This is a genomic window from Aureimonas pseudogalii (assembly GCF_014196835.1).
Classification (GTDB): domain Bacteria; phylum Pseudomonadota; class Alphaproteobacteria; order Rhizobiales; family Rhizobiaceae; genus Aureimonas; species Aureimonas pseudogalii.
Genome location: NZ_JACIEK010000026.1, coordinates 1 through 26138 on the forward strand (window position 1 = coordinate 1; position 26138 = coordinate 26138).

Here is a 26138-nt window from a genome sequence, read left to right on the forward strand (position 1 = left end):
TGCAGAGCAGGATGATATCGGGAGCGAAATGCCGGCCCTTGAACGCCAAACTCATGCCCGAGCCCTCGCTGTCCGCCGTCTTCGAGACACAGGCTTTCACTGCCTTCGGATCTTTGCAACAGAGCCGTTTGCCTCGGCTTCTCGCTGGGGGGATACACGGCGCTGTCCATCCTCGGCGCCGTCACGGACATGGATCGTTTCGGTCGATGGGCAGGCTCCTCGCAGCTCGGGCGAGGACCTCGTGAATTTCCCGACCTCGGCAACCGGATCGACCCGTTGCGCCGCGACAGCGCCGTCTTCAGATCCTCGTGGGAGCGCCAATCGGCGTCCTGTCTGGATCCACGCGTCGTCGTGGCCGTTGCCCTTGCTCCGCGCCGACCGTCCGGGCGTTCACCCCGAAAAGCCTCGCCGGCATCGCCACTTCCGTGACCCTGATGGCGGGTGAAGCCGACCAGGAGGCGCCGATGGCGCCGTGCGCCGCCTGGCTGAACGGTCAACTGCCAAAGAGCGAACTTCATTCGCTTGGCCGGGATGTTGGGCACTACACGCTTCTCTGTGGCGGAACGCGGGAGGGACGAGAATGCGAGCCGGAGATCTGGATCGACGCTCCGACCGTCGATCGCCGGGATGTGCACCGTCGAGCTGTCGGTATTGCTCTGGCAGCGATCGGGGCGGATCATCCCGCGATGATGGTCCGGTAAGCCATCCCTTTGGCTCCGCTGCGCGGGAACGGCGACCGTCCGCTTCAAGGACCCAATGGCAGAAGGGGGACGTTGCCCGCAGCTATCGTTCCGGTGAAAGCGTCGTGCTGAGCTTCGAAAGCGCTGCTGTGATTGCGGCCTGGTCAACCTTGTAGAAGACCCAGTTTTTGATGGGCTTCGAGTGAACCAGCTCGGCCTCCGCCAAAATCTTCAGGTGCCCGGTGACAGTCGGCTGCTTCAGCTCGATCTTCCGAACGATTGCCCCCAGACACACCCCATCCTCGATCAAGTCACCGTCCCGTTGTGCTGGGAAATGCGCAGTCGGGTTCAAGAGCCACTGCACGATCAGAAGCCGCTTATCGTTCGACATGGCGCGCAGGAAGGCCAGGCTTGACGGATCAGGCGCCTCCATATAGGTATTCTCCTATATAGTTATTACCCTATTTAGATACCCCGCCGCAGGGGAGAGGGCAATGGTCCATGGCCGCTCGATCCCAGATGCTGCGGGACTTCGCACCCATCGGCGTTCTCAACGGCCTCATCTTCCTTTGTTCGGCATTCTATCCCTCGCAGAGGGGCTGAGCCTGGCGCAGGCGCTGGTCGCTTCGCTCCTGATCTACTCGAGCCCGTTACAAATCCTGTTGGTCCAGAACCTTCAGGACGGTGCTGCCCTGGTTCCCGTCATCCTCGCTCTCAACGCCCGGTTTGCGCTGATGACAGCCAGCCTCATGCCTTACATCGCACCCAGCGGTCGAATGGGACCGGCGGCGTGGATGCATTTGATCGTGCCTTCCATCCTTTCGGTATGCCTCTCGACCTTCCGTCGAGGACACGACGATCCGGTTCGCTACTTCCGCATCATGGGAGCAGGGCTATTTGCCGTCGCCGTAATCGCTACTGCCGTTGGATACCTGGCAACACCCCATGTGCCCGAGAATACGGTCAAGCCGCTCATCACCTTCGCGCTCGCCATACTGTTCGTTGCACTGAACGCGCGCCTTTGGCCCAAGCGTGCCGACGTATCGTCTTTCTGGATCGGGTTGGGGTCGATGCCGGTGCTCCTGTGGCTCTTCGACGGTCTGGCGATCCTCATCGGTCCCTTCCTGATCGGCGCCTTGGTTGTCCTGCACGAACAGCGAGGGATTCTGCGAGAATGAGCGTTTGGACGTTGATCCTGTTTTCGGGCTGAACGGCGCTCCTGTTCCGCGTCCTGCCCATCGCGTTCGGGCGCATCGCGTCGTTGCAGGATACCCGCAGCGTTCTCTACCGGTTCCTGAATTACAGCAGCCAAGCCATGCTCGGCGCGATGTGTTTTACCATGGCCTTCGGCAGGCAGGACATTACGACGCTCATCCACGCGGCCCCTTCCGAGACAATCCTGATCGGCACCCTGCTCGTCACTGCCGGCTTCGTCGTCGTCCGTACCGGATACGTCTTGGCCACGGTCCTATTCGCGACCGGAGCATACGCGCTTTTGCTGCTGCCCTAGGACAGAGGTCGGAAGATGAGCATGGAAAGGTCAAGGCAGGCTGGGGCAGCGGCTTCAACGCCATGATCGCCATCTCGGTCGGGTCGGTCGCCGTGTTCCTCGTGCGTCGTCCTTCCTTCGCGATCGTCCAGCGCTGGGTCATAGAAACAGTGCTCGCAGGGCTTGCCGTGAAGAGGGCGATCGAGGCCCGCCGCACGGCGTTCTCCAAAGAATATCAACCGGGGGAGTCAGACATCCCGTCCCTGGTAGACAGCCGGGTCGTCGGTCCTCATACCGCTCGACGGAGCATTTGGCGCTCGACCGGAGCAGAGCTTCCTCCACAGGCGCCCATCGATCGCCGCGAGGCCCAGCCCGATGCAGAGCATTCCGACACCGTGCTTGGCCTGGAGGGTTTCGCCGAGCATCAGCGCGCCCAGCACGATCGCGCTGACCGGGATCAGGAACGTCACCAGCAGGAGGTTGGTCGCTCCGGCGGAGGCCAGTAGCCGGAAATACAGGACGTAGGCCAAAGCCGTCGAGAGTGCGGCGATGCCAATCATCGCCGCCCATGTCGTCATATGCGGCATGGGAAGCGTCCACGGCCGATCAACGACGAGGACCATGGGCAGAAGCATGATCGCGGAGGCGCTCACCTGTCCGGTCGCCGTCGCCATGGCGGGAATGCCCATGCGTTTGAAGCGGCGGCCGTAGATGCCGGCGAAAGCGTAGGAGAGGGCGGCGCCGAGCACGGCGATCTGCGCCAGGACGTTGGTCCCGAACGTGCCGAGAACGGCGGGACCGATCATCACGACGACGCCGAGGAGACCGAGGAGCACGCCGGCCAGACGTCCACCGGTCATCTTCTCGTCGGTGGTGAGACCATGCGCGACGACGACGGTGAAGAGCGGCGTGGTCGCGTTGAGGATCGAGGCGAGACCCGACGCGATGTGCGTCTGCCCCCAGACGATGAGGCAGAAGGGCACGACGTTGTTCAGGAATCCCATGCCGAAGAAGGCGAGCCAGACGGATCGGTTCTTCGGCATCCGCACGCCGATCGCTCGAAGGACTGCGAGGAGGATGACCGCGGCCAGCGCGACGCGCAGAAAGACGATCGTCAGAGGCGGAAGCTCCCGCACGGCGATGCCCGTGAAGAAGAACGAGCCACCCCAGAGAACCGAGAGCAGGAGGAGCATGCTCCATTCGAGGGGTGTCATCGTCCGATGTGCGTTGGCAGGAAAAGACGATTCGATGGCGGGTCGGCGCATGTGACGGCGGCTCCTGTGAAGATGCCATCAGGCTAGAAAGGCGCCTCCACGTCAGCCACCCGATTTCCTGAAGAAGGTTCCGACGGAATCCGGAAACGCGGTCCCCGTCGAACGCCGCGAACATGCGGAAGCTTCAAGAAATTAGATATCCGGTCATTCCTCGACGATCGGACGCCGCGTAGCCCGTTACAATCAGGCCTACGTTCCCGGACGTTTTCGGTTCTTCGATGCCCGCACCCCGCGTTCCGGTCGCTCGGCTCGCGACGCCGTGTGCAGGAGCTTGCGGAAGCTGGGGCATTCGAGATGGCTGGGCGCGGGGCAGTCGGCGACATGGCGCAACGCATCTCGCAACACCCGCAGATCCCGCATCTGCTGCTGGATTTCGTCGGCCTTGGCATGCAGATCGGTCCGTGGAAGTCGAAGCTCGCCATCCCGTTCGAACATGCCGGCAATCTCGACGAGGGAGAACCCGGCCATGCTGCCGAGCCTGATCAGCGAGAGCTTCACGAGCACGCTCGGATCGAACTGACGCCGCAATCCATGCCGCCCGATCGAGCGGATCAACCCGATATCTTCGTAGTAGCGCAGCGCAGAAGCCGTGACGCCGGAGCGCCGCGCGACCTCGCCGATATCCATCACCATTGCGCTTGACCTCAAGTCGACTTGAATTCGTAGCCTGCGACGGATCGAAGGATTCGGCAAGGAAGCGGCTATGAACGGTATGCGTCTCAACACGAAAAAAGCGCTTTGGCGGGACGGTCGGGCCGTCGCCCTCCTGCTGGCCGCTTCGCTCACGACGATGGCGAACGCAACGATCAGCCCCGCCTTGCCTGGGCTGGAGCGCCTGTTCGCCGCCGATCCGAACGCTGCCATCCTGACACGCCTCCTCGTGCCGGCGCCCTCCTTGAGCGTCGCCCTCGTCGCGCCCTTCGCCGGGCTCCTGGCCGATCGCTTCGGGCGTCGCCCTTTGCTGCTCGCAGGCGTCGTCCTCTTCGCTCTGACCGGTTGCGCCGGCCTCGTCCTGCCCGATCTCACCGCGATCCTCGTGAGCCGCCTCGCTCTCGGGGTCGCGGTGGCGCTGATCATGACGGCGCAGACGGCTCTGATCGGCGACTACTTCGAGGGCACGGCCCGCAGCACCCTGATGGGATGGCAGATCTCGGCGCGCAACTTCGGCGGCTTCCTCTGCATCTCGCTGGCAGGCTGGGTCGCCCAGACCTCGCCGCGCTGGCCTTTCGCCATTTATGCTCTGGCGCTGGCCTTCCTCCCCATGATGCACAAAGCCGTGGTCGAGCCGCTCAAACTGGCGAGCTCTGGAGCTGGGGCCGCCATCCCCGGCACTGCGGATGCGTCCTGGCGCAAGACTTTCCTCGCCCTCGCGCTGCTCCAGGCGCTGACCAACATGCTCTTCTTTCTCGTGCCGACGCAGCTCCCGTTCCTGCTCGACGCACGAGGCTTCGACAGTGCGGCGGCGACCGGCGAGGCGCTCGGTGTCCTGATGCTCGCGGGAGGCGTCGCGGCCCTGTTCTATGCTCGACTGCGCTCGGCGATCGGCTATGCGGGCGTCTTCGCGTTCGGCTACGCCGCGATGGCGAGCGGCTTCCTCTGCCTCGCCCTGTCGCCGGCACTGGCGCTCACCTTTGCCGGAGCGGCTCTGATCGGCACGGGCTATGCAGCGGTCTCGCCCACCTTCGTCGCTCTCGCGCTGCATCTGGCTCCACTCGCGCGGCGGGGTCTGGCGGGCGGCATCCTGACCGCTTCCGTGTTCCTCGGACAGTTCGCATCGCCCCTGGTGAGTACCCCATCCATCGCTCGTGTTGGCTACGATGGCCTGTTCGGGACCGCGGCCGTCGTCCTCGCCGTCATGGCTCTCGTCGCCTTCGTCACGAGCAGGAAGAACATGCCCGCCCTGTGAACATCCGGTAGAAGGTGCCTGCTCGCATGGATCGGCGGCGGTGCTTTAATCCAAAACCTCCGTTTCGGATTGCCCGTCTCATCATTGTGGCCACCTACATCCTATCGGATCGCCGCCCGGACATACTGGCCCTGGATCGCGATCGAGGGCTTGGCTCCGACCGTGTTGGGAAGCGAACTGTCCACCATGGCGGCGGTGGCGTTCACCTCGTAGCTGATCTGCGTGCCCGGCACGAACCGGAGAGACGTGTCGAGGGAATGTCCGGCGATCGCGATCGTCTCGTTTCCATCCGTTCGCGCAAAGGTGAGATGCGAGCGGAGCGCGTCGCCCTTCAGCCGGACCGATGCGGCATGCCCCTCCAGGGTAAAGTCCGCCGCCTTGGCATCGAGGGCAAGCGTCGAGAATTCGCCGGCGAGGCGGACCTGCGAGGCCGCCTGCTCGACCGCGACCGAGACCCCTTCCTTCACGTTCGCCTTCAGCTCGACCCGGCAGTCGGACGGCTCCAGCCAGGACGATGGTCGGGCTTCCACCGTGAGCGTCGTTCCCTCGATCGCCATGCGGCTCGACGTGCGGCAGTCGTAGTAGAACCAGCTCGAATACCAGTGCGCGAACCATCCGGTGCGCTGGCCACTGAGCGTGGCGACGAGCGGTTCGCCCTCGATCGTCGTCAGGTCGATTGAGCTGGCCTCGCCGACGATGCGGATGGCGGTGACGCCGGACACGTCCAGACCCCCGGTCGGCTGGGTGGGTTCGTCCGCCAGCGCGAGCAGGGGGATCGTCATGAGCATGGCGGCGAGCAGTCTGGCGTTCATCGGTCGGCTCCTGTCGAGGGGTTGGTCCGATGAGCGTGACGAACGCCACGCCGATCAGGCGACCTCGATCGCGATGGAGGTCGATCCCGATCGCGATCGAGGGCAAGGATGGGAGCGGCAAGTCCGCCCGACCCGCTGCCCCTTCGAGTTCCGATGATCCTCGTTCCTCTTCCCTTCGTCGTCTCGCTGCTCCTTCTCACCATCCTGGTTCAGGCCGTGCGGCGGGACGAAGAGGGGCTTCGCGCCAACCCTCTCTTCGTCGCGCTGATCGCGGCCTATAGCGTCCAGTCCGTTCTGGTCGGCCTGCGCTGGGGCTACGAGTGGCGCGGGGTCCTGCCGCTGATGTCGCCGCTAGCGGCGCTGATTGCTCCGCTTGCCTGGGCAAGCTTCCGAAGCCTGACGCGAGAGGAACCGGCGGCGATGACTACGCTCTGGCCGCATCTCCTGCCGGCAGCGGCGGTGGTCGCCCTCATGGTTCTGTGGCCCGATCCGGTCGGCGCCGTGATCGTGGCCGTGTTCGCGGGCTACGGTCTTGCCCTTCTCTGGACGGCCCGTCTTGGCCCGAACGGCCTCGTGTCCTCGCGCCTTGACGGCGTCCTGCGATCCCATCGCGCCATGCAGATCACCGGCGTTGCACTTCTGGCCTCTGCTGCGACCGATATCCTCATCGGGCTGGATTTCGCCTGGGGCGGGGGCGCCCATTCGGGAATGCTGGTCGCGCTCGGAAATGTCGTCGCGCTTCTGGTGCAGGGTAAGGCCGCGTCCATTGCCGGCGCTGGGCTCGCCGAGATCGAAGCCGACGATCCGAACGAGAGGCCGGACGCGCCCACCGGCGCCACGAACGAGGACCTGACGACCGCCGCCCTGGTCGAGCGACTGATGCGGGAACAGGAGATCTACCGCGACCTCGACCTGAACCTCGAACGGATCGCCCGCAAGCTTCGCCGTCCCGCGCGCGACGTCTCAAGTGCCATCAATCGCGCCCATGGAATGAGCGTGTCGCAATATGTGAACACCTATCGCGTGAAGCGGGCCCGCCAGCTTCTGAAGGAGACGGCGGACCCGATCACCAAAGTCATGTTCGATGCCGGGTTCGGCACGAAATCGAACTTCAACCGCGAATTCCAGCGGGTGACGGGCATGACGCCGAGTGCCTACCGACGCACAGGTGACGAAGCGTCCGCCGTCGCAGAGCTTTTGGGAGAAGCTACCCTTTGAAAGCGTGATGCTCGACGGACGCTTGATGCTGCCCGATTTCCCCGCGTAGCCATGATTTGAATTGTTGAACCGCTCGCCGGTCACCGGCTCGGGCGACCAGCCGATAATGGCCAAGTTTGATGGGCGCTCTCTCTTCGGACACCGCAGCGAAGTGAACGGCGTGTGAGCATTACGCCTGATCGACCCCATCGACTGCCTGGATGCGGCCGATCGCGAAATCGGCGAAGGCCCGGACCGCCGGGCGCATGAACCGCACAGACGGATAGGCCATGAACAACTCGGTCGGGCGGACCTGCCAGTCCGGGAGAAGACGGACGAGACGGCCGGACGCGAGTTCGTCGGCGACGAGAAGGTGTTGGACGGGACCGGCCGCATGACCGTCGAGGAGCGTCCTGACGATGACATGCGCATCGTTGGTCCGCAGGACGGATCGCACGTCCACATCCGCGTGCGATCCGTTCGAGAGCACGGTCAGGCGGTTCTGCGGCGTGACGGACCGGGGCGTCGTCACCAGCGGGATCTGCGAAAGCCGGTCGAGCGATCCGATGGGGCCGTGCTTTGCGAGATAGGCGGGGCTTGCCACGAGGATCCGGCGCACGAGACCGAGACGCCGGATGACGACATCCTGCGCGTCCGGGCGGCCGTAGGTCAGCGCCATGTCGAGGTTCTCGAATACCAGATCGACGGTCCGGTTTTCCAGAACGAGGTCGACCGTGACGCCGGGATGCTCGACCTGGAACGCCATGAGGATGGGGTGGAGATGCCGGGCGCCGATGCAGGAGGGCGCGTGGACGCGGATCGCCCCCTCGATGCGGCCCGCATCGGCCTGCAGGCCCTCGACCGCCGCGTCGATCGAGGCGAGCGCCGAGCGGCTCGCATCGTAGAGAGCCTGTCCCTCGGGCGTCGGGCGCACGACGCGGGCGGACCGCTCCAGAAGCCGCGCCCGGACGCGGTGTTCGAGATTTGCGATGTGCTTGGACACGGCCGGTTGCGAGAGGGATAGGTCGCGGGCGGCGGCGGTCAGCGAGCCGCGCTCGACGGTCCGGGTGAAGGCACGCAGTGCCGCGGTCAGATCCATGCATCCATTCCAAATGGCTATCTAGGCGATAACAACATAGCCATTGCTTATGAACGCTTGCGCGGGTTTCCTCAAGCGGGACAAAGAGGATGCTCGAAAATGAACAGACGGGTCATGATCTTCGGCGCGCCGCTCCTTCTGGCGGGATGCTCGACCACGACCGGACCATCGCTGGCACCGATGTCCTACGCGCCTCCGGCCCCCACAATCGATCCGGTTCACGCGGCGATATACGCGGCGCAAGAGGGCGAGCCGTTCCCGGTGCCGGCGATCGACCTCTCGCGCATCGTGGACCCGAAGTTCCTGCGTCGCGAAGTGGACTACGGGACCGCCGAGACGCTCGGCACGGTGGTGGTCGATCCGAACGAGCGCTTCGCATGGTATGTGCTCGGCAACGGCCGCGCGGTGCGCTACGGCGTCGGGGTGGGCCGGGTGGAGGCGTTCAACTTCCAGGGCGATGCCACGATCGCCTGGAAGGCGAAGTGGCCAAAATGGACCCCGACGCCCGACATGATCGCCAGGGACCCCGAGCGCTACGGACCGTTGCGCCACGGACTGCCCGGCGGCCCCGGCAACCCGCTCGGCCCCCGCGCCCTATACCTGCATCGTGACGGGCGCGACACGTTCTATCGTCTCCATGGCACGGTGGAGCCCTGGACCATCGGCACGAAGGTCTCGTCCGGCTGCATCCGCCTCTTGAACCAGGACATCATCGACCTCTACGATCGCGTTCGCGACGGAAGCAAAGCCATCGTCCTGCCCATTCGGGGTGAGACCATGGCCTGACACGTCATCGGGCGACACGTCGGGCGGTGTCGGCCACCGGAAACGCCTTCGAAGCACTCGGACATTATCAGGGACAGAAACGATGCCGCATCGTCGATCCGCTCTCCCCGCCACCCTTCTCGTTGTGCTCTCCGCGCTGGTCGCTCTCCCTTCCACCGCGAGGGCAACGGCTCCCGCTGAAAGCTCGGAGCCCGCGCCGCTGGACCGAGCCGTGGTCGGCACGGCGATCGAGGGCATCGCCAGGGAACTGCGCGAGGCCTACGTGTTCCCGGATGTTGGAAATCAAGCCGCGGATGCGATCGAGGGCGATCTGGCGGCCGGTGCTTACGCCAAGGCGAGCGATCCCGCCGAATTCGCCCTTCAACTGACCGAACGGCTCCAAGGGCTCACCAACGACAGTCATGTGAGGGTGATCCATGGCGATCCCTTCGCGAACCGGCCGAAGTCCTCGGCCCCGCAAGGGGCCGGCTTCGAGGTGAAGCGGCTGGATGGCGATGTCGGATACCTTCATCTGGCAAGCTTCGTTCCGCCCGAAGCGTTCAAGCCGGCGGCCGACGCGGCGATGCGCGGCCTTTCGGACACCGCCGCGCTCATCATCGACATGCGCGACAATGGCGGCGGGCATCCCGCTTCCGTCGCCTACCTCGCGAGCTTCTTCCTCGATCCGAGCCGACGCGTTCACATCAACGACCTGATCTGGCGCAATCGCGGAACGACGAGCTTTCGAACGGAAGCGTTCTGGAGTTCGCCAACGCCCGTCAGCTATCTCGGCAAGCCGGTCTACGTGCTGGTCGGGCCGAAGACCTATTCGGCAGGCGAAGAGTTCGCCTACGATCTGCAGATGCTGAAGCGCGCGACCATTGTGGGCGAGACGACGCGCGGAGGAGCCAATCCGGGGGGCCTCAACGAGCTCGGTTCGGATTTCTTCGTCGTCGTGCCGACTGGCAGGGCGGAGAATCCGATCACCGGCGGCAACTGGGGCGGCGTCGGTGTGCGTCCCGATGTCTCGGCTGCATCCGACGTGACGCGAGAGGCGGCCCTGGCTTTGGCGAAGCGCGACAGGAAATCGTAGCGTCCGGCCCCTCGAATGATCCTGCCGCCGGTATTGGATGGGCTGTCCCGGCGCGCGTCTCTGGCCCAACGGCATCGCCGTCGTCAGTGCCGCGCTCTGGGCGATCGAAGGCCTGATGATCTGGGTCCTCGCGAATGCTGATCGACCCCTGACGGTCCTGCTCCACGTCAACGCCTTCGGCATTCTCCTGATGGCGGTTCCGGCGGCTCTGATTTGGCAACCGATCTCGCTCGCGAACGCAGCGTCCTTCCTGCTGCTCGGCCCGATCGTCGTCACGGCGCAATATTGCATCGTGCGCGGCTATGCACTGGCCTCGCTCGCCTTGGTCGGCTCGGTGGACACGTTCTGGCTCGTCTTCGCCGACCTCATTGGCTTCATCGCCTTTGGTGAGGTGCCGACGATCGGCGTCATCGTCGGCTCGCTCGTCATTGCCGGGGGCGGCGTGAGTCTCGCTTTTGCCGATACCGAGCAAAGACCGACGCTGCTCCCTGAAGCTCGCGACAATCGCTTCTAACGAGACATTCTCGCGAGAGCGATTGCCGACAGGTTCACGCGCCTATGGTCGCCTCTCTGCTCACTCTGTTGGCCGATCGCTTCGCGATCTTCGCGACCGTCGCCCGCGAACATCCGAAGGCCTGTTGAACCGCGGTCCAGGACGAGCCACCCTTGAGCATGGCGGCAATGCCGGCATTGCGCCTGGTGTCCTCGGGACGTCCTTTGTAGACCCCGGCCGCCTTTGCCCGCTCCTGACCTTGCGCCTGCCGGCGACGGCGATCCTCGTAGTCCTTGCGGGCGACCGCCGCGAGAACGTCGAGCATCATGCCGTTGACCGCCGCGAACATGCGTCCGGTGAACTCGTCGGCGGGCGCAGCCAGCATCCAGGAGGTCGGAAGATCGAGCGCGACGACGCGGACCTGACGCGCGGACAATTCAGCGCGCAGCATCTCCCAGTCTGTGGAGATCAGGCGGGAGAGACGGTCGACCTGCTCGATCAGAAGCACGTCGCCGGGATGACTGTCGGCGAGAAGGCGAAACAGTTCGGGACGAGCGAGCTTGGCGCCGCTCTCGTTCTCGACGTAATAGGCTGCGACCCGCAGACCGCGCTCCTCAGCGAAAGTGCGCAGCTGATCACGAGCCCGGTTCGCATTCTGGTCACCGGTGGATGCGCGGAGATAGGCACGAACGAACACAAGAACCCGCTATGGTCTGTTTTGCATGGTGCACATCATGGCGGTACAGTTTGGTTTGGTCAAACCGGTTTTTGAACCACCTCTATCGATGGTTCAGTTGAGGCATACCCTTTGTAAACCGCCATGCATGCAAAATATTGCAAAAAGCCCCCGCTTGCGCATGTTATAATATAACATTACACCATGGCTTCCATCGTTCTATGCAGGAGCCCCCATGCGAAAGCTGCCCGTCACCGTCTTGTCCGGGTTCCTCGGAGCAGGGAAGACGACCCTCCTCAACCACGTGCTCGGCAATCGCGAAGGACTGCGCGTCGCCGTGATCGTCAACGACATGAGCGAAGTGAACATCGACGCCGCGCTCGTGCGCGACGGTGGGGCGGACCTCTCGCGCACTGACGAGCGGCTGGTCGAGATGACCAACGGCTGCATCTGCTGCACGCTGCGAGACGATCTTCTGGCCGAGGTTCGCCGCCTCGCCGAGGAGGATCGCTTCGACTATCTCCTCATCGAATCCACAGGCATTTCCGAGCCGCTCCCGGTGGCGGCCACCTTCGAGTTCCGCGACGAGGCGGGGGAGAGCCTGTCGGACGTGGCACGGCTCGACACGATGGTGACGGTCATCGACACAGTCCACCTCCTGCGGGACTACGCTTCGTCCGACTTCCTGCGCGACCGCGGGGAGACGGCGGGCGAAGGCGACGCGCGCACCCTGGTCGACCTCCTCGTTGAGCAGATCGAGTTCGCCGACGTGATCGTCCTCAACAAGGTCTCGGCCGCCAGCCCCGCCCAACGGGACGCGGCCTTGAAGATCATCCGTGCGCTGAATCTCGACGCCCGCATCCTCGAGACCGATTTCGGCGCTGTTCCCCTCGGCGAGGTCCTCGGCACGGGTCTCTTCGATTTCGAGCGCGCCCACGAGCATCCGCTTTGGTACCGCGAGTTGAACGGCTTTGCCGATCATGTGCCTGAGACGGAGGAATACGGCATCCGCTCCTTCGTCTACCGGGCCCGCGCGCCGCTGGACCCGATGCGCTTCCAGGCCTTCGTCCGCGAGGGCTGGCCGGGCGTGATCCGCGCCAAGGGCTTCTTCTGGCTGGCGACGCGCCCCGCCCATGTCGGCGAGATCGCACAGGCCGGGGCGCTGGTGAAGACCGAGAAGCGCGGGCTCTGGTGGGCGTCCGTTCCCCGGTCCAAATGGCCCGAGACGCCCGAATGGCGCCGCCTGATGGAGCCGGTCCTCGATCCCGTCTGGGGCGACCGGCGCCAGGAGATCGTCTTCATCGGCACCGACCCGATGGACGAGGCGGCGATCCGCGCGCGTCTCGACGCCTGCCTCCTCGATGCCACCGCTTTCACGCCGGGCGCCTGGACCGAGCTTCCCGATCCCTTCCCGAACTGGTCGCGGCAGGCGGCCTGACCCTCGCTGCCGGCCCTCGAGGCCGCGTGCGATCGCACCGGCGTCCGCCGCATTTCCCAACCTGAACCGGAGACGACCGATGACCTCACTGTCCCGCCTCGCGCTCGCGCTTGCGAGCTTCGTCGCTTTTCCCGCCACGACCGCCTTCGCCGAAGACGAGCCCCGATCCGAAACCGAATGGCGCCTCTTCGTCGGCGACCACGCCGAAGGGGTGGTGCGCGCCTTCGACGCCGAGACCGGCACCCATGCCGGCACGTTCCGCATCGATAAGACGCCCTCCCTCACACGCAGCGACAGCGGCCGGACGGTGTTCGCCGTCCAGGGCGATGCCGGAAAGGTCGCGGCCATCGCGACCGGCATCGCCCTCGATGATCACGGCGAGCATGCCGACCTCAAGGTGACGGACTCCACGCTTCTGCCCACGGTCCTCACCGGAACCAAGCCCGCCCATATCGTGGAAGGCTCCGGCTCGATCGCCCTCTTCGACGACGGCACGGGCGACGTGACGTTGTTCCGGGAAAGCGAGCTTCTCGACGGTAAGCTCCAGCCGCAGGTGCTGAAGCCGGGCGGCGCCCATCACGGGCTCGCCGCGCCGATGGGCGACTTCCTGGTGGTCTCGGTTCCCGGCAGCGATCCGGAGAAGCCGCGCGTCGGTCTGAAGGTCATCGACCGCGAGGGCAAGCAGGTCGGCGAGACCGTCGCCTGCCCCGGTGTCCACGGGCAGGCACAGTCGGCCCGAACCTTCGTCTTCGGCTGCAAGGACGGCATCGTCGTCGCCGCGCCCGCCAAGGCGATCGGCGGGTCAGTCCTGACGCATGTCTCCACGGCCGATCTCGGCGAGGGCAACGTCTCCACCGTGAAGGGTGGCAAGGCGATGCAGTTCTTCCTCGGCAATTACGGCCCCTCCGCCGTCGTGCTGATCGAGCCCGGCGCCAGCGAGATGTTCCGCAAGATCGACCTGCCGACCCGCCGCGTCGATTTCGCGCTCGATCCGGCCAAGGCGGCCAACGCCTACATCCTCACCGAGGATGGGAACCTCCACCTCCTCGACGTGCTGTCGGGCAAGATCGTGAAGAGCGCGCGGGTGACGGAGTCCTATTCGATGGACGGCCACTGGCGCGATCCCCGCCCGCGTCTCGCCGTCGCAGGCGACCATATCGCGCTGACCGATCCGCGCCACGGCCTCGTGCGGATGATCTCCACCGAGACGCTTGCCGAGGACCGGACGATCCCGGTCGAGGGCATCCCCTACACGATCGTCGCTGTCGGCGGGTCCGGAGCCGTTCACTGACGACCCCGGCCGTACGTTGCCCTGGGTGGCTCCGTTGCGAATAGCCAATCAGGTCGCAGTGATCCCGTTCTGGTCCATTTTCAGGCGACGAGCACCTGGAACAGCCGTCCGATGAAGCGGGCTTCCGATCCACCGGCCAAGCTGTCGACCATCGAGCGGAACTGCCCCTTCCGGAACATCCGCATCGTCTCGAAGCCCCGAATGGCGTTGTGCGCCGTTTTCTGAGACTGGAAGCCACGCACGGGGCGGATCCGCTGCTTGAGCTTGCCGTGGTCGGACTCGAGGCGGTTGTTCAGGTATTTCACCTGTCGGTGCTGACAGGTCGCCGCGAGCCGCCCCTCTCGCCACAGCGAGGCGATCGCCTCGTTGTAGGCCGGGTTCTTGTCCGTCGAGATCACCAATGGTCGGTTATGCGGCGACCGGTTCAAAGCCTTGACGAGGAAGCGCTTGGCGGCCTTCGTCGTCCGCTTCTGCGACAGCTGGAAGTCGAGCGTCTCACCTCGGTCACCGATCGCGCGATAGAGGTACATCCACTCACCCCGGACCTTCAAATAGGTCTCGTCGACGTACCATCTGCCGCTGTTGCGGTTCCTGCACCACTGGACGCGCCGGTCGAGCTCGGGGGCGTAGTGCTGGACCCAGCGGTAGATCGTGGTGTGATCGACCGAGAGGCCGCGCTCGGCCATCATCTCCTCGAGGTCGCGATAGCTCAGCGCATAGCGGCAGTACCAGCGCATGCAGAGCAGGATGATGTCGGGGGCGAAGTGCCGGCCCTTGAACGCCAAACTCATGCTCGAGCCCTCGCTGTCCGCCGTCTTCAGAGCCACAGGCTCTCACCGCCTTCAAGGATTTGCAACAGAGCCCGTACTTGCCGCATCGTCCCAAAATGGGTTGTTTCAGTCCCAACTGAATCCCAAAAGCTCCATAGTCTCTTGTCTTGGCACCCGACCTTCTTGTTCATCCGTTTCAACGGAAGCGGGGAACCTGACATGTACGCCGTCGCGAAGGAGCTCTGTACGGCCAATAGCGGATCGCTCGAAGGAGAGTACCTAGGCCTACCGCCAAGGTAGAGGGTTCGCCAGGCTGATCGCGGTGCGACCGCCCTTCGGCTTCAACGATGCAGACCTCTGATGCGCTCCGGCGAGTTCGCTGAATTGTTCGGCGGCCGTTGGGGCGCACGGAAGAGGCAATTTTATGGTTCGCCTCATTACCCGACTGTAAAGCCGGCCAAGGTCGGTCCTCCCTCGTTCGGACCATGGCTAACAGGCGTGTTTGCAGGTTCAAACGGCTACTCGATCGGCAAAAGCGCTAGTCAACGCAAAACGCCAAGTCCTACTTCATACCATTTTTAAAGGATTGGCCAGTGCCAGCTCACATATCTTTTAACGATAAAGTCAAAGCCCTTGGCTATTCCGTTTCCTTCACAGCGATCGGAATAAAAGGTGGTATTCGTTGGCGTCTTGCGAAGTTTATGGGAAAACAGAGCGGCTTCGAATCATCCAAGTCCGAGGACACGTTCCAAAAAATCGGACCTCTGTCGCCTGGATCGATCATGGGATACATGAGAGCTCAAGAGCAGCACGCCCGTGAAACGGATGTTAGTACCTACACGGATTATCGGAACTATCTCGCCAAGTTTGCGCCCACCAGCGCTACCGGGCCTGTCGCGGCGGGCAATCAGCAGAAGGCCATCCCGGTCGCCAGAAGCGAATGGGATTTGTACCTCGCTCCAGACACGGCGTTCGACCTTACGATGCAAGCCATTTTCAAAGAAAACGACGGCCGGGTCTTGGGTACCAAAACGCATGATGTCAATATTACCCAGCGCAAAGGCCGCTCCCGAGAAAAGGAGATCGTGCAGGTTACTATCCCGTATTCCGCCAGCAAGGCGGTCGTCACCTTCATCAGTAGCGCCAAAGGTGTGATCGACATTAAGCGCATTGAACTGGATGCGGCTGGGCAGGAAATCATTGCCTGGTCGCGAAGCAAGTAGGCTCTCAACGCGGCAATCGACGGTCTGCGTCGATGATTGCTTTCAGGAATCAACAACTACCCTTGATAGAGGAATAGTCGAAGGTAGTTCTATCAGTGGTAGCGCAAAAATTGTATTGTTTGCATTACCAAATAATGAAATGATACGCATAAGAAATTTGTGATTTTAATTACAAAGAATTTACAATTAAAAGTTTTAATATGAATAAGAAATTTGCATTTCTTGTGCACCCGAGGAACAACCCAAAATATGATATGTCCCAACTGTTCTGGAGCCCTCTTGGTCTGATACCTAACCGCGTTTGGTCGGCAGCGTTTCAGCATTTACCTATCCCTCCGATGATAACTGGTCGGATGGCTTACGCAGATAATCCGGATGAGATCGTTGGCACAATTATAACTGTACCGTTGACACCGCACCAGCTTATCAATGGGCCGCGAACGCGTGTGCAAGCCAAACTTAACGCGGCAGTCGATCTCGCTATTGACCAAGGAGCCACTGTAGTTGGGCTCGGCGCTCTGACTGCACCTGCAGCAGGTGGTGGGAAAACGCTTTCGAAGCGTACCGACGTCAGCATCACCAATGGTAACGCTTTCACGGCAGCTATCACGCTGATGGGTGTGGAGAAATTACTTGATCGCATGGGACCGGCTGCATTGGTCGCCTTTGTCGGTGCGACAGGCAGCGTTGGGACCTGCCTTGTACGCTTGTTTTCGCGCAAGCGTTCCGGCCGAGTACTTCTGGTCGCCCGTAACCAGACACGCCTAGAACGGTTGGCAAAGGAAATTTGTTGTGATCATTTGGACGTTAGCACGTCGACGGACATGACGTCCGTACGAGATGCCGATTTGATTGTGCTGCTAACCAGCTCGACAGAGGCATTGCTCCGGAGCGAGCATCTCAAGAAGGGTGCGGTTGTCTTGGACGATACAGTTCCCCGCAATACAAGTCTCGATATTGTTAAGCTGCGTCCCGACGTGACAATTGTAGATGGTGGTCTTGTAGAAATACCCGGCGCTCGTCTCACTGGGCCGATCGGCCTCCCCAGCGGCCTTGCTTACGCCTGCCTTGCGGAAACAATGCTGCTGGCGCTCGATGGGCACGACGGCCACTTTTCGATTGGGACTCCTCACATCGATCAGGCAGAGTATATGATGCAGGCCGCAGTCCGGCATCGTACGATAGGATTCCAGCTTGCTCCATTCCGTTCGTTCGGAAAAGTTATCAAAATCCCGAGAGATGATGCCGCGTTGCTCGCATGCGCCGTATAGTTATCCTTGGGGGCGGCTTTGCAGGCCTGCATGCGTTTAAAGTCGCTGCACGCGGTTTACGCCATCAGATTGCTGCAGGCTTAGTGGAGATCAAACTTGTTTCGCGTGATGAATATCACACCTATCACGGGTGGGCCGGAGAAGTCTTGTCCGGTGAACTTGATATTTCTGCTACTCTCAGTCCTCTCTATCCTATGCTGTGCGAGAGCTTCGTTCTGGGCGAAGCCATGAAGGTGGACTTGGAATTAGCAAGCGTCGAAGCGCAGACACCGAAAGGACGTACCAGCCTAACTTTCGATCATCTCGTTATCGCAACTGGGTCTCGTGATCCGCTCGAGCGAGTACCAGGCGCTACAGAGCATGCTTATCGCGTTAAATATACGAAAGATTTGCAGGCTTGTCGCCGTCGTATCGACTTGCTGACGGAACCGAAAAGCGTCGTCATTCTCGGGGGCGGCCTAGCGGCCGTCGAATCGGCAGCCGCCTTGGCAGAACGTTACGGGCCAGGTGTAGTCTCCATTGTTGCAGGCAGTAGCTTTCCACTTTCGTGTCTTGTGAACTATTTCCCTCGACTTGTAGATCATGCTCATAAAGTTCTCAATCGGCAAGGCGTATCAGTTCTTCCAGCAGTATATGCAGAACGTGTTGAGAAGGACCGCGTATATCTTTCAGACGGTAGTGTTCTGCTTTCAGATCTTACCGTCTTCACGACAGGTATCACGTTTGATCGGATAGACGGTCTTGAGATCCTCCCTGGTAATGCTCTAGGCCAATTATCAGTCGATGCTTGGCAGCGAGTAGAAGGATATGATAATGTTTGGGCCGCGGGTGATATTGCTCTTTCACGTCACCCAGGGGGGAAGAGTTTCTGCCCTTCAGACGCGTTATGGGCCATGCGACAGGGAGATGTGCTTGGAGAGAACATCGCAAGAAGTATTAAATCTCGCCGTTTGCGTCGGTTTACGTTTAAGGGCATGGGACAGGCGGCAGGAATGGGTCGGCGGGAAAGCATATCACAACTCTATGGTCTACAGTTCACAGGCAGAATAGCCTGGTTGCTCCGCGTTAGCTTTTTCGCTTGGCATATGCCATATAGAGGTCATGGTCTGCGTGTTTTTTCTTATCTCTTAGGAGTGGGGCAATCGCCGCGGTGCGGTGACCTTCGACCACCAGCTTCAGAAATCAATGACGATCTTACGCAGAAGTCGGATTGCAATCGTGGTGATGGCGAACGTACACATCGTCAAGCGATACGGTGAGGTGCCACAAGGTCGTCTAAGCCCCGCGGTCTCGCCACAGCCGATGGCTCTTCTCTATTCGGCGTGTTGAGGTCTAGCGCTCCTGATCTGATCTTTTGCCCTGGCTGGTGTTCGATCCCTTGTGGATCACGCTTCTCTTCGGGATCGACCCGGTCGGGCTTTCCCATGATGGGATCGGAATGAGCGAGGCGGCTCGATCTGTTGCGGGTCCTGACCGTGCCATTGGCACGATCGGCTCAAGAGCCCTAGCGAACTTGCCTCGTTCCCGTCCCGCAAGTGACACGTCTCCGCCGGGGCGGATCCTCGAATGCTCTTTCTTTTCCCGAAGGCTTCCTTCCTTCAGGGCCCGCTTATGCGGCGGACCGTGTCCATTGGAACTCGCTTCCATCGACCTAGATGCGGTGAAGGCTGACGGCCAGTCGCCTGGACAGCGCGACCGATGGCCCTTTTCATGCCGCGCCGCCTGGCCAGGTTCACGGCCCAAGCCTTCAGCCAGGACCATTTCTGGACACGGGTCGGAAGCACCGTGGCTGCTTCGAACAGAAGGCCGCGCATCATCGCGTCGCCGCATCGCGAGATGCGCCTGTGTGCGACAATCTGGATGAGACCGCGTATTACCTTATTGAAAAGCGACGATTCACGTCTCATTGAAGGCATAACGATGGCCCGTCTCTATGATAGCCGTAAGCGTATCATCGTAACTGGCGGCGCTGGTTTTCTTGGCTCTCATCTCATGGATCGACTTATATCCCGAGGACATGAGGTAATTTGCATTGATAACTTTTTCACGGGAACGAAAAAAAACATCGAGCATCTGAAGGATAAATGGAATTTTGAGTTCATTCGGCACGATGTTACGTTGCCAATGTCCTACGAAGCGGATGAAATTTATAATTTAGCCTGCCCGGCATCGCCCACTCATTACCAGCATGACCCAATACAAACGACGCGAACTTCCGTTCTTGGCGCGTTAAACATCCTTGATCTCGCTACACGCCTTAAATGCAGGGTCCTGCAAGCCTCGACTAGTGAGATCTACGGTGACCCTGAGATTCATCCGCAAGTCGAGACATATTGGGGCAATGTCAATCCGATCGGACCGCGGTCCTGCTACGATGAAGGGAAACGATGCGCAGAAACGCTCTTTTTCGACTACCGACGGCAATACGGTCTTCGCGTTAAGGTGGCGCGCATCTTCAACACATATGGCACGCGGATGCATCCCGCCGACGGCCGCGTCGTCTCTAACTTCGTGCTGCAAGCACTTCGCGGCGATCCGATCACCATCTTCGGCCAGGGCTCGCAGACACGGTCATTCTGCTATGTCGATGATCTTGTGGAGGGCCTGATCCGCCTAATGGAGTCAGATGAGGGTGTTACGGGGCCAATCAACCTCGGCAATCCCGACGAGTTCACCATCCGCGAACTTGCTGAAATGGTGATTGAGCAGGTCGGCTCCTCGTCAAAAATCGTTTTCGAGCCTCTCCCGCAGGACGATCCACGGCAGCGGCAACCGGACATCTCGCAGGCGAAAGCGCTGCTCGGCTGGGAGCCCAAGGTAAAGCTTCGTGACGGACTAGCGCGGACAATCGAATTTTTTCGGGAATCCATTCTGCCTGGGTACGCCCCCTCTTGAGTCCAGTTTTTCAGCAAACTCGCGAGATGGTGGTCCTGACCCGGACTTTGGCCCAGGCGTCATGAGAGCTCTCGGGCTCTTCTGAGTTGAGCCGCGAACTCGGTCGGGGTCAAGTTTCCCAAGCTCGTATGCGGACGGTGGTGGCTGTAGTCCTCGCGCCAGGCCTCGATCTGGGACCGAGCATCGGTCATAGACAGGAACCAGGAGGCGTTGAGGCATTCCCTGCGCAGGCGGGCATTGAAGACTTCGATGAAGGCGTTATCCGTAGGCCTTCCAGACCTCGAGAAGCCCAGCTCGACCTTGTTCAGGTAGGCCCACTGATCGAGCACCCTACCGGCAAACTCCGGCCGTTGTCCACCCGAATGCTCGTCGGCTTACCGCGAAGGGCAACGAGCCCGTCGAGCTCCTCGGCGACCTGATAGGCCCGGAAGTTCGTCCTCTCACGGGTCGCGAGAGCCCCGCTCGTATGCAGTCGAGGATCGTCAGGATCCGGAACGGCCGATCGTCGAACAACCGGTCCGACACGAAGTCCAACGACCAAACCTCGTTGGCATGCTCCGCCGCAGCCCGACCCACCTGGTACGGCGATGACCGGCGCCGCTTCGGGCTGCGCGGGGTCGTGTTCGTCAACGTGGTGGAAATTGGGTGTCACTGAAGCGGCTCCGTTTCAGGCGGCTGCGGTGGAAAGTCGGACGGTTTCGGGCTTGGTGCTGGCGGCCATGAGTTCGGCCATGGGCTCGGTCTGCATATAGCGGTTCTGCGTCTGCCATTCGTCGTTGGCCTTGAGGAGGACAGCGCCGATGAGGCGGATGATGGAGCCCTCGTTCGGGAAGATGCCGACCACATCAGCGCGCCGCTTCACCTCCTTGTTCAGGCGTTCCAGTGAATTGGTTCGAATGGATCCGGGTTCGGTGCTGGCTGGGGAAGTCCAGATGAGCCAGCACGTCGGTCTCGCTGTCGTCGATGAAGTTGCCGAGCTTGGGGCATTTTCCCTGGAGCTGGTCGGCAACATGGCGCAGCGCCTGGGCCGCGCCGGCGCGGTCGGGCTGGATGAAGGCCTGGCGCAGGGCGGCTGCCGCCATACTCTGCTGCGCCTTGGAGACATAGGACAGGGCGTTGCGCATCCAGTGGACGCGGCAGCGTTGCTAGGAAGCGCTAAACACCCGGCGAATGGCGGCCTTTAGCCCTTCATGGGCATCCGAGATCACGAGCTTCACGCCGGACAGGCCACGGCGCACGAGGCTCTTGAGGAGGGTCGACCAGAAGGTCTCCGCTTCCGACGGCCCGATGTGAAGGCCTACGATCTCGCGCTTGCCGTCCGTGTTGACGGCCACGGCAATTATCGCCGCGACCGAGACGATGCGTCCGCCCTCGCGCTGCTTCAGGTAGGTCGCGTCCAGCCAGAGATAGGGCCAATCGCCGACGAGCGGTCGATCAAGGAAGCCGCCAACGCGCTCGTCGATGTCTTTGCAGAGCTTCGAGACGGTGCTCTTGCCGATCCCCGACAGGCCCATCGCCTGCACCAGATCATCGACCCTGCGGGTGGAGACGCCGCTGATCCAGGCCTCCTCTGCCAAATGCTCGCATTTGGCTGGAATGACGGCGACGAGCGCCTTCTCCGAGAGCTTCCTCGGCTCCAGGAACGGCGGAAAGTAGCTGCCCTGCCGGAGCTTCGGGATCCGAAGCTGCAAGGAGCCGAGCCGGGTGTCGAGCGAGCGGTCCCGATAACCGTTGCGATAGGTCGCCCGTTCCAAGGTCCGTTCGTGACGTCCAGCGCCGATCACACCCTCCACGTCGGCCTCCATGAGGAGTTGCATCACGCTCTCGGCGATCGTCCTCAGGAAATCCCCGTCGCTCGCCTTCGCCAGAAGCTCGGCAAGCGGTAATCTGTCCTCGGTCATCGGGTTCTCCGGTCAGGTTGAAGCTTCGCAACTCCACCTTAGCCAGCCAATCCGGTGGCCACCTCCGTCACGCCGTTTGACGTCCGAATTTCCACCGCCAGCGCGGACACTACCTGCGCGTGCGGATCGACAGCCCTTCTTCGCTGTAGAGCCGGTACACGCGCTTGTGGTTGATCACCCAGTCCTCGCGCTGGAGCAGCAGAGGCAGGCGTCGATACCCGTAGCGGACCCGGCTCGCGGCCAAGCCCTTCAATCACATGCGCAGCACCAGCCAGATAACAACACGAGCTCGCAGCTCAGAGGTACTTTCGGCCTGCCCACCTTCATGCTCCCGGCATCCCCTTTCCCGGTTGCGATCAGCTTACGCAAGAGGCAACGCTGCGCAAGCGATGTCGGCGATGCCGCCGCCAGCATGCCCGATAACAACCGTCTGGAGTCCGACCACGGCAAGCTGAAGCAGCGGGTCCGACCGTTCGGGGCTTCCAGTCTCGGAAAACCGCCCACAACGCCATTCGAGGGTTCGAGACGATGCGGATGTTCCGGAAGGGCCAGTTCCGCTCAATGGTGGACAGCCTGACCGGTGGATCGGAGGCCCGATTTGGACGGCTGTTCCAGGTGTTCGCCGCCTAAAATTAGAACAGAACGGGATCATTGCGGCCGGATCGCCTATTCGCAATGGAGCCGTCCTCGGTATGATTGGCTTCACCAAGTCTCGCAACCTGCTGGAATCACAACCTATTGAAACCGATCAACTCTTTTCGGGTTGGGCCCCCAGATTTCGATGGCAGCTCTGTCGTCCGCGTCCACACACGACTTCGTCAGTACGTCTTCCCAGAAGTGGAAGAGCAGGCGTCCACCCATGCGTTCCCTCGTTGTTCCGGTTGCGCGTGCCACGCGAGGGTAACAGCCGAATCTGCGATTGAACGCCTTCGAGAACGTCGCCGTGCTCCGATAACCCAGAAGATTCGCGATCTCGCTGATCGAGCGATGGTCCTCGGGATGGAACAGGATCGCCCGAGCCGTGTCCAACCGATGTTCCGAGATGACGGCGGCGATCCCCCCGATCGGTGAAAAGGCCCGGTAGAGCGTCGAACGGGTAATGCCAAGTTTCTCGGAAATGGATTTTGGCGACAGATCCGTGGCCGCAAGGTTCTGCTGGATATGGCGTTCCACTCGCCGGCGTATCGCCGACGGCGCGAACGCTTCGTTCGTCTTGGTCCGAAACGTCAGTTCGTCGAGGGCGGAGGCGATCAGCGACAGGGTCGCACGGGTGATCCGCTCGGTTTCATCGACCTGCATCCTCGGCAGATGGCGTGCCATTGCAATCATATGATCGGCAAGAAAGGCAGCACTGGCCGAGCGGAAGACATGACCATGGATGTCGGGGATCGAAGGCATCAGTTTGGCGAGGGCTCGTTGCGGGACGTTGATCATGATCCAACGACTGTTGGTCGACAGACCGACCGAGGGCCGCCCGGTGTCCAAGCCAATCAACTCGCCGTCGCCGAAATCGAAGGGCCTGCCGTCCGCTTCTCCGGCCCATCGTCCTTCTGCGAACACCACGAACACTTGGTTGGCTTCATCCATCTTGCCGCCTCTGACCACCCTGTCGACCCAGGCTGTCGTTGACTGGCCAGCCATGACCACAAGGGGATCAAGTAGCCAAGCGGATGCATCAATTGCAAAGTCGCGTATGTCATGTCCAACGGGAAGGCGGATGCTGTATTGCGGAAGAAGAGCCTGCCATTGCTTGAAGGCTGCGTCCGGCGTGAGCTCTTGGCTGTTCAATCGAACGAATGGGAGACGCTCGCTCGAAGCGCCTTTTTCGGCGTGAGCATCTTTTAGATCTGTGCTCATTGCCCAATGATCCCACTCGGTCGCATAAGGTTTTCCTTGTCAGCCGGTCACGACCGCTACGGGATTGCGATAAGCCGATCTTCCGGACGTGTCATCTGTCCCGACAATCCCAACCTGATTGTTCGCGGCTACGAAGCTATCCAGCTCCTGCGCGCGAACGCTGCAGGGGGTGCCCGTTCCGGCCGTGCCGGCTGCTACAACGGCTGGATTGCCCCGAGCGCCCGAAACCGTAAGCCTCTCGGGCGTCCTGTCAGGATCTTGGCCGTATGGGGGACAACTCGTCATTCCCGTCAGAACGCTTACGGGAATGCCTTAGGGCGGGTAGGAATGCCTACGCGCTCTGCTTTCTTAGCCGTCCTGTCCGGCGGTCAGTCCGGCGGTCAGTAGGGCCATGACCGTTGTTCGGCATGTCGACACCGCCGCATGCGCTCGTATGCTCGTTACTGCGTATCGTCTCGCACCAATGCCTGAAGACGGCCTGCGTATCGCCGATCCAGGCCGACTTCCTGCTGCGCGCCTCGCGAGGCGAGCAGCCGAAGCGGCGGCGGAAGGCATTCGAGAACGTGGATGTGTTGTCGAAACCCAGCGTTTCCGCGATCTCACGGATGCTGCGGTGTTCCTCTGGATGGAAGAGAAGCGCGCAGGCTACATCGAGCCGACGGGTCTGGATGTAGTTGGAAAGGCCGCCTAACGCCGTGAATGCGCGATAGAGCGACGAACGGGGAATGTTGAGGTCTCGCGAGATCGCGTCCGGCACGAGATCGGGGGAAGACAAATTTCGCTCGATGTGACGTTCCACCCGGAGTTGCAGGGCAGGTTGAGTCGATCTCGGGAAGGCGATCGGCAACATCGAATCCTCCGTTTCCCCCATCGCTGCCAGCAGGAGGGAAACGGTGGCAGGTGTCAGTCGCAGGGCCTCCTTGCGAACAAGCGAAGGAAGACAACTCAACAGCGCATTCAGGTGAGACGACAGCAGTCGACTGCCCACTCCGCGCAGCACGGAACCGTGCAGCCAAGAATTACGAAGAAGGGCTTGCGGAAACTTGTCGCGCGGGACGATTATAAAGATGTAGCGTGATGAGTTATTAAGAAGCCGAAAGGGCCGGCTTGTATCCATGCAGATCGTGTCGCCTGCTCCGGCGAACACGGGGCGACCATCGGCTTCGCCGTGCCAGCTTCCGCAGAGGCAATGCTTGAAAAGGATGTGGTCGCAACCGTCGCTCAATTGGAGCGGATCGCGGATCACACGCATCGGCGACAGGTGTCCTTCACCCACGATCAATGTGTCGGCCAGCCATGCTGACAACTCGATCGAAGAATCTTCGGGTGAGAGGCCGTTCAGGTCGATCTGATACTGAGGAAGCGAAGATTTCCAAGTGCAGAGAGCATGCTCAGAGCCCAGTTCTGTACTGCTGATTCTAACGAATTGGAGAGGGGTCTGCATCGGTAGAATTGCGCCTTTTCAACTTAAAGGTGCTGCGTGATACTACCCCAAGTTGAGGCAGCATATGCGGCCTGTCGATGCGTTTCTGCGTAAGAAACTCACGTCGACACAAACCTGATAGGTTGGAGTCAGGTCGTCTTCCAGCACGCGGAAACAGAGCATCCTATTTTGAGACTTTGATACCGGAGTTGGTCTGGCGTCCCGATCCGGTTCGGTCCAATTGATCCGACGTTCGACGTACCGCGCGGCGTCCGACACATTGCCAGTGCGATCATCTCCTTTCCGCACGGAAACAGGAAGGGCGTCAGCGCCTCTCTCGGCGTCATGCGACGCTTCTAGGAGATCGCCATGCCTTGGAAGACCGCTCTCCTGTCTGCCGCCTGCCTCGTTCCCCTGACGACGGCGGGCGCGCTCGCGCAGACCGCCGTCGTCACCGCGGCGGTAAACCAGTCGGCCACCGGAACGCCGCGGATCGCGGCGCAGCGTCAGGCGCTGTTCGCGCAGATGCTCGCGGATCCTTCGGATCTCGACGCCGCGTTCCGCTATGCCGCTCTCTCCGCCGAG

Annotated in this window: 23 protein-coding genes and 4 pseudogenes; 14 read left to right on the forward strand and 13 right to left on the reverse strand. The window is 61.7% G+C overall.

Features of this window, described 5'->3' with window-relative positions; genetic code table 11:
- Positions 1-783 precede the first annotated feature (783 nt).
- Positions 784-1113, reverse strand: a complete 330-nt coding sequence (locus GGR04_RS22345) for an ArsR/SmtB family transcription factor (RefSeq protein WP_183202633.1) — start codon at positions 1111-1113, stop codon at positions 784-786.
- A 61-nt stretch (positions 1114-1174) separates the two neighbouring features.
- Between GGR04_RS22345 and GGR04_RS22350 the strand changes: the two genes are divergently transcribed.
- Together GGR04_RS22350 and GGR04_RS22355 are read left to right on the forward strand one after the other, a co-directional pair.
- Positions 1175-1858 (forward strand): AzlC family ABC transporter permease, encoded by a 684-nt coding sequence (locus GGR04_RS22350; protein ID WP_183202634.1) that lies wholly within the window; start codon positions 1175-1177, stop codon positions 1856-1858.
- 83 nt (positions 1859-1941) lie between these two features.
- Positions 1942-2190, forward strand: a complete 249-nt coding sequence (locus tag GGR04_RS22355) for a hypothetical protein (RefSeq protein ID WP_246393558.1) — start codon at positions 1942-1944, stop codon at positions 2188-2190.
- 227 nt (positions 2191-2417) lie between these two features.
- On the opposite strand, the gene GGR04_RS22360 is transcribed toward GGR04_RS22355, so the two are convergent.
- Entirely contained in the window at positions 2418-3383 is a 966-nt protein-coding gene (locus GGR04_RS22360) for a DMT family transporter (RefSeq protein WP_183202636.1), read from the reverse strand.
- Positions 3384-3632: 249 nt separating this feature from the next.
- Positions 3633-4076 carry a helix-turn-helix domain-containing protein gene (locus tag GGR04_RS22365; RefSeq protein ID WP_183202638.1) on the reverse strand — a complete coding sequence of 148 codons (444 nt, stop codon included), beginning with the start codon at positions 4074-4076 and terminating at the stop codon, positions 3633-3635.
- A 70-nt stretch (positions 4077-4146) separates the two neighbouring features.
- Between GGR04_RS22365 and GGR04_RS22370 the strand changes: the two genes are divergently transcribed.
- Complete coding sequence (locus tag GGR04_RS22370) at positions 4147-5349, forward strand: MFS transporter (protein ID WP_210291937.1); 1203 nt, start codon at positions 4147-4149, stop codon at positions 5347-5349.
- Positions 5350-5450: 101 nt separating this feature from the next.
- Here the strand turns inward: GGR04_RS22370 and GGR04_RS22375 are convergent, their stop codons facing one another.
- Positions 5451-6161: a hypothetical protein gene (locus tag GGR04_RS22375; RefSeq protein WP_183202639.1), complete on the reverse strand. Its 711-nt coding sequence runs from the start codon at positions 6159-6161 to the stop codon at positions 5451-5453.
- 153 nt (positions 6162-6314) lie between these two features.
- Between GGR04_RS22375 and GGR04_RS22380 the strand changes: the two genes are divergently transcribed.
- Positions 6315-7379, forward strand: coding sequence for a helix-turn-helix domain-containing protein (locus GGR04_RS22380; RefSeq protein WP_183202641.1), 1065 nt, complete (start codon positions 6315-6317; stop codon positions 7377-7379).
- 169 nt (positions 7380-7548) lie between these two features.
- Here GGR04_RS22380 and GGR04_RS22385 read toward each other — a convergent pair whose 3' ends face one another.
- Positions 7549-8457: a LysR family transcriptional regulator gene (locus tag GGR04_RS22385; protein WP_183202642.1), complete on the reverse strand. Its 909-nt coding sequence runs from the start codon at positions 8455-8457 to the stop codon at positions 7549-7551.
- A 99-nt stretch (positions 8458-8556) separates the two neighbouring features.
- Between GGR04_RS22385 and GGR04_RS24730 the strand changes: the two genes are divergently transcribed.
- From GGR04_RS24730 to GGR04_RS22400, 3 genes are all read left to right on the forward strand, one after another.
- Positions 8557-9243, forward strand: coding sequence for a L,D-transpeptidase (locus GGR04_RS24730; protein ID WP_183202644.1), 687 nt, complete (start codon positions 8557-8559; stop codon positions 9241-9243).
- 82 nt (positions 9244-9325) lie between these two features.
- Positions 9326-10315, forward strand: coding sequence for a S41 family peptidase (locus GGR04_RS22395; protein WP_183202646.1), 990 nt, complete (start codon positions 9326-9328; stop codon positions 10313-10315).
- A 37-nt stretch (positions 10316-10352) separates the two neighbouring features.
- On the forward strand, positions 10353-10829 hold the full coding sequence (locus GGR04_RS22400) for a DMT family transporter (protein WP_183202648.1): 477 nt from the start codon (positions 10353-10355) through the stop codon (positions 10827-10829).
- 34 nt (positions 10830-10863) lie between these two features.
- Here GGR04_RS22400 and GGR04_RS22405 read toward each other — a convergent pair whose 3' ends face one another.
- Positions 10864-11505 (reverse strand): recombinase family protein, encoded by a 642-nt coding sequence (locus tag GGR04_RS22405; RefSeq protein ID WP_183202650.1) that lies wholly within the window; start codon positions 11503-11505, stop codon positions 10864-10866.
- Between the two features lie 214 nt (positions 11506-11719).
- Between GGR04_RS22405 and zigA the strand changes: the two genes are divergently transcribed.
- Together zigA and GGR04_RS22415 are read left to right on the forward strand one after the other, a co-directional pair.
- Positions 11720-12922, forward strand: a complete 1203-nt coding sequence (gene zigA / locus GGR04_RS22410) for a zinc metallochaperone GTPase ZigA (protein WP_183202651.1) — start codon at positions 11720-11722, stop codon at positions 12920-12922.
- Positions 12923-13001: 79 nt separating this feature from the next.
- Positions 13002-14213, forward strand: a complete 1212-nt coding sequence (locus GGR04_RS22415; protein WP_183202653.1) for a metallochaperone AztD — start codon at positions 13002-13004, stop codon at positions 14211-14213.
- Positions 14214-14293: 80 nt separating this feature from the next.
- On the opposite strand, the gene GGR04_RS22420 is transcribed toward GGR04_RS22415, so the two are convergent.
- Entirely contained in the window at positions 14294-15004 is a 711-nt protein-coding gene (locus tag GGR04_RS22420; RefSeq protein WP_183202655.1) for an IS6 family transposase, read from the reverse strand.
- A 572-nt stretch (positions 15005-15576) separates the two neighbouring features.
- Between GGR04_RS22420 and GGR04_RS22425 the strand changes: the two genes are divergently transcribed.
- The 3 genes from GGR04_RS22425 to GGR04_RS22435 all read left to right on the forward strand — a co-directional run bounded on the left by GGR04_RS22425 (position 15577) and on the right by GGR04_RS22435 (position 18736).
- Positions 15577-16206, forward strand: coding sequence for a hypothetical protein (locus tag GGR04_RS22425; RefSeq protein WP_183202657.1), 630 nt, complete (start codon positions 15577-15579; stop codon positions 16204-16206).
- 200 nt (positions 16207-16406) lie between these two features.
- Positions 16407-17477, forward strand: a complete 1071-nt coding sequence (locus GGR04_RS22430) for a semialdehyde dehydrogenase (RefSeq protein WP_183202659.1) — start codon at positions 16407-16409, stop codon at positions 17475-17477.
- Positions 17465-18736: an NAD(P)/FAD-dependent oxidoreductase gene (locus tag GGR04_RS22435; protein ID WP_183202661.1), complete on the forward strand. Its 1272-nt coding sequence runs from the start codon at positions 17465-17467 to the stop codon at positions 18734-18736. Before GGR04_RS22430 ends, GGR04_RS22435 begins: the two co-directional genes overlap by 13 nt.
- Positions 18737-19128: 392 nt before the next feature.
- Here GGR04_RS22435 and GGR04_RS24155 read toward each other — a convergent pair.
- Positions 19129-19315: pseudogene (locus GGR04_RS24155) on the reverse strand (IS110 family RNA-guided transposase); the annotation flags it as partial.
- Between the two features lie 82 nt (positions 19316-19397).
- Here GGR04_RS24155 and GGR04_RS22440 point away from each other — a divergent pair.
- Complete coding sequence (locus tag GGR04_RS22440) at positions 19398-20372, forward strand: UDP-glucuronic acid decarboxylase family protein (RefSeq protein WP_183202672.1); 975 nt, start codon at positions 19398-19400, stop codon at positions 20370-20372.
- Positions 20373-20431: 59 nt separating this feature from the next.
- On the opposite strand, the pseudogene GGR04_RS24650 reads toward GGR04_RS22440, so the two are convergent.
- The 5 genes and pseudogenes from GGR04_RS24650 to GGR04_RS22465 all read right to left on the reverse strand — a co-directional run.
- Positions 20432-20987, reverse strand: a pseudogene (locus GGR04_RS24650) (integrase core domain-containing protein); the annotation flags it as partial.
- A gap of 52 nt (positions 20988-21039) precedes the next feature.
- Positions 21040-22273 (reverse strand): annotated as a pseudogene (locus tag GGR04_RS22450) (IS256 family transposase).
- Between the two features lie 115 nt (positions 22274-22388).
- Positions 22389-22526 (reverse strand): annotated as a pseudogene (locus tag GGR04_RS22455) (IS3 family transposase); the annotation flags it as partial.
- Positions 22527-23008: 482 nt separating this feature from the next.
- Positions 23009-24130, reverse strand: coding sequence for an AraC family transcriptional regulator (locus tag GGR04_RS22460; RefSeq protein WP_183202666.1), 1122 nt, complete (start codon positions 24128-24130; stop codon positions 23009-23011).
- Positions 24131-24461: 331 nt separating this feature from the next.
- Positions 24462-25574 carry a helix-turn-helix domain-containing protein gene (locus GGR04_RS22465; protein WP_183202668.1) on the reverse strand — a complete coding sequence of 371 codons (1113 nt, stop codon included), beginning with the start codon at positions 25572-25574 and terminating at the stop codon, positions 24462-24464.
- A gap of 348 nt (positions 25575-25922) precedes the next feature.
- On the opposite strand from GGR04_RS22465, the gene GGR04_RS22470 reads away from it, so the two are divergent.
- The coding region (locus tag GGR04_RS22470) for a hypothetical protein (RefSeq protein WP_183202669.1) at positions 25923-26138 on the forward strand (216 nt) is incomplete at its 3' end.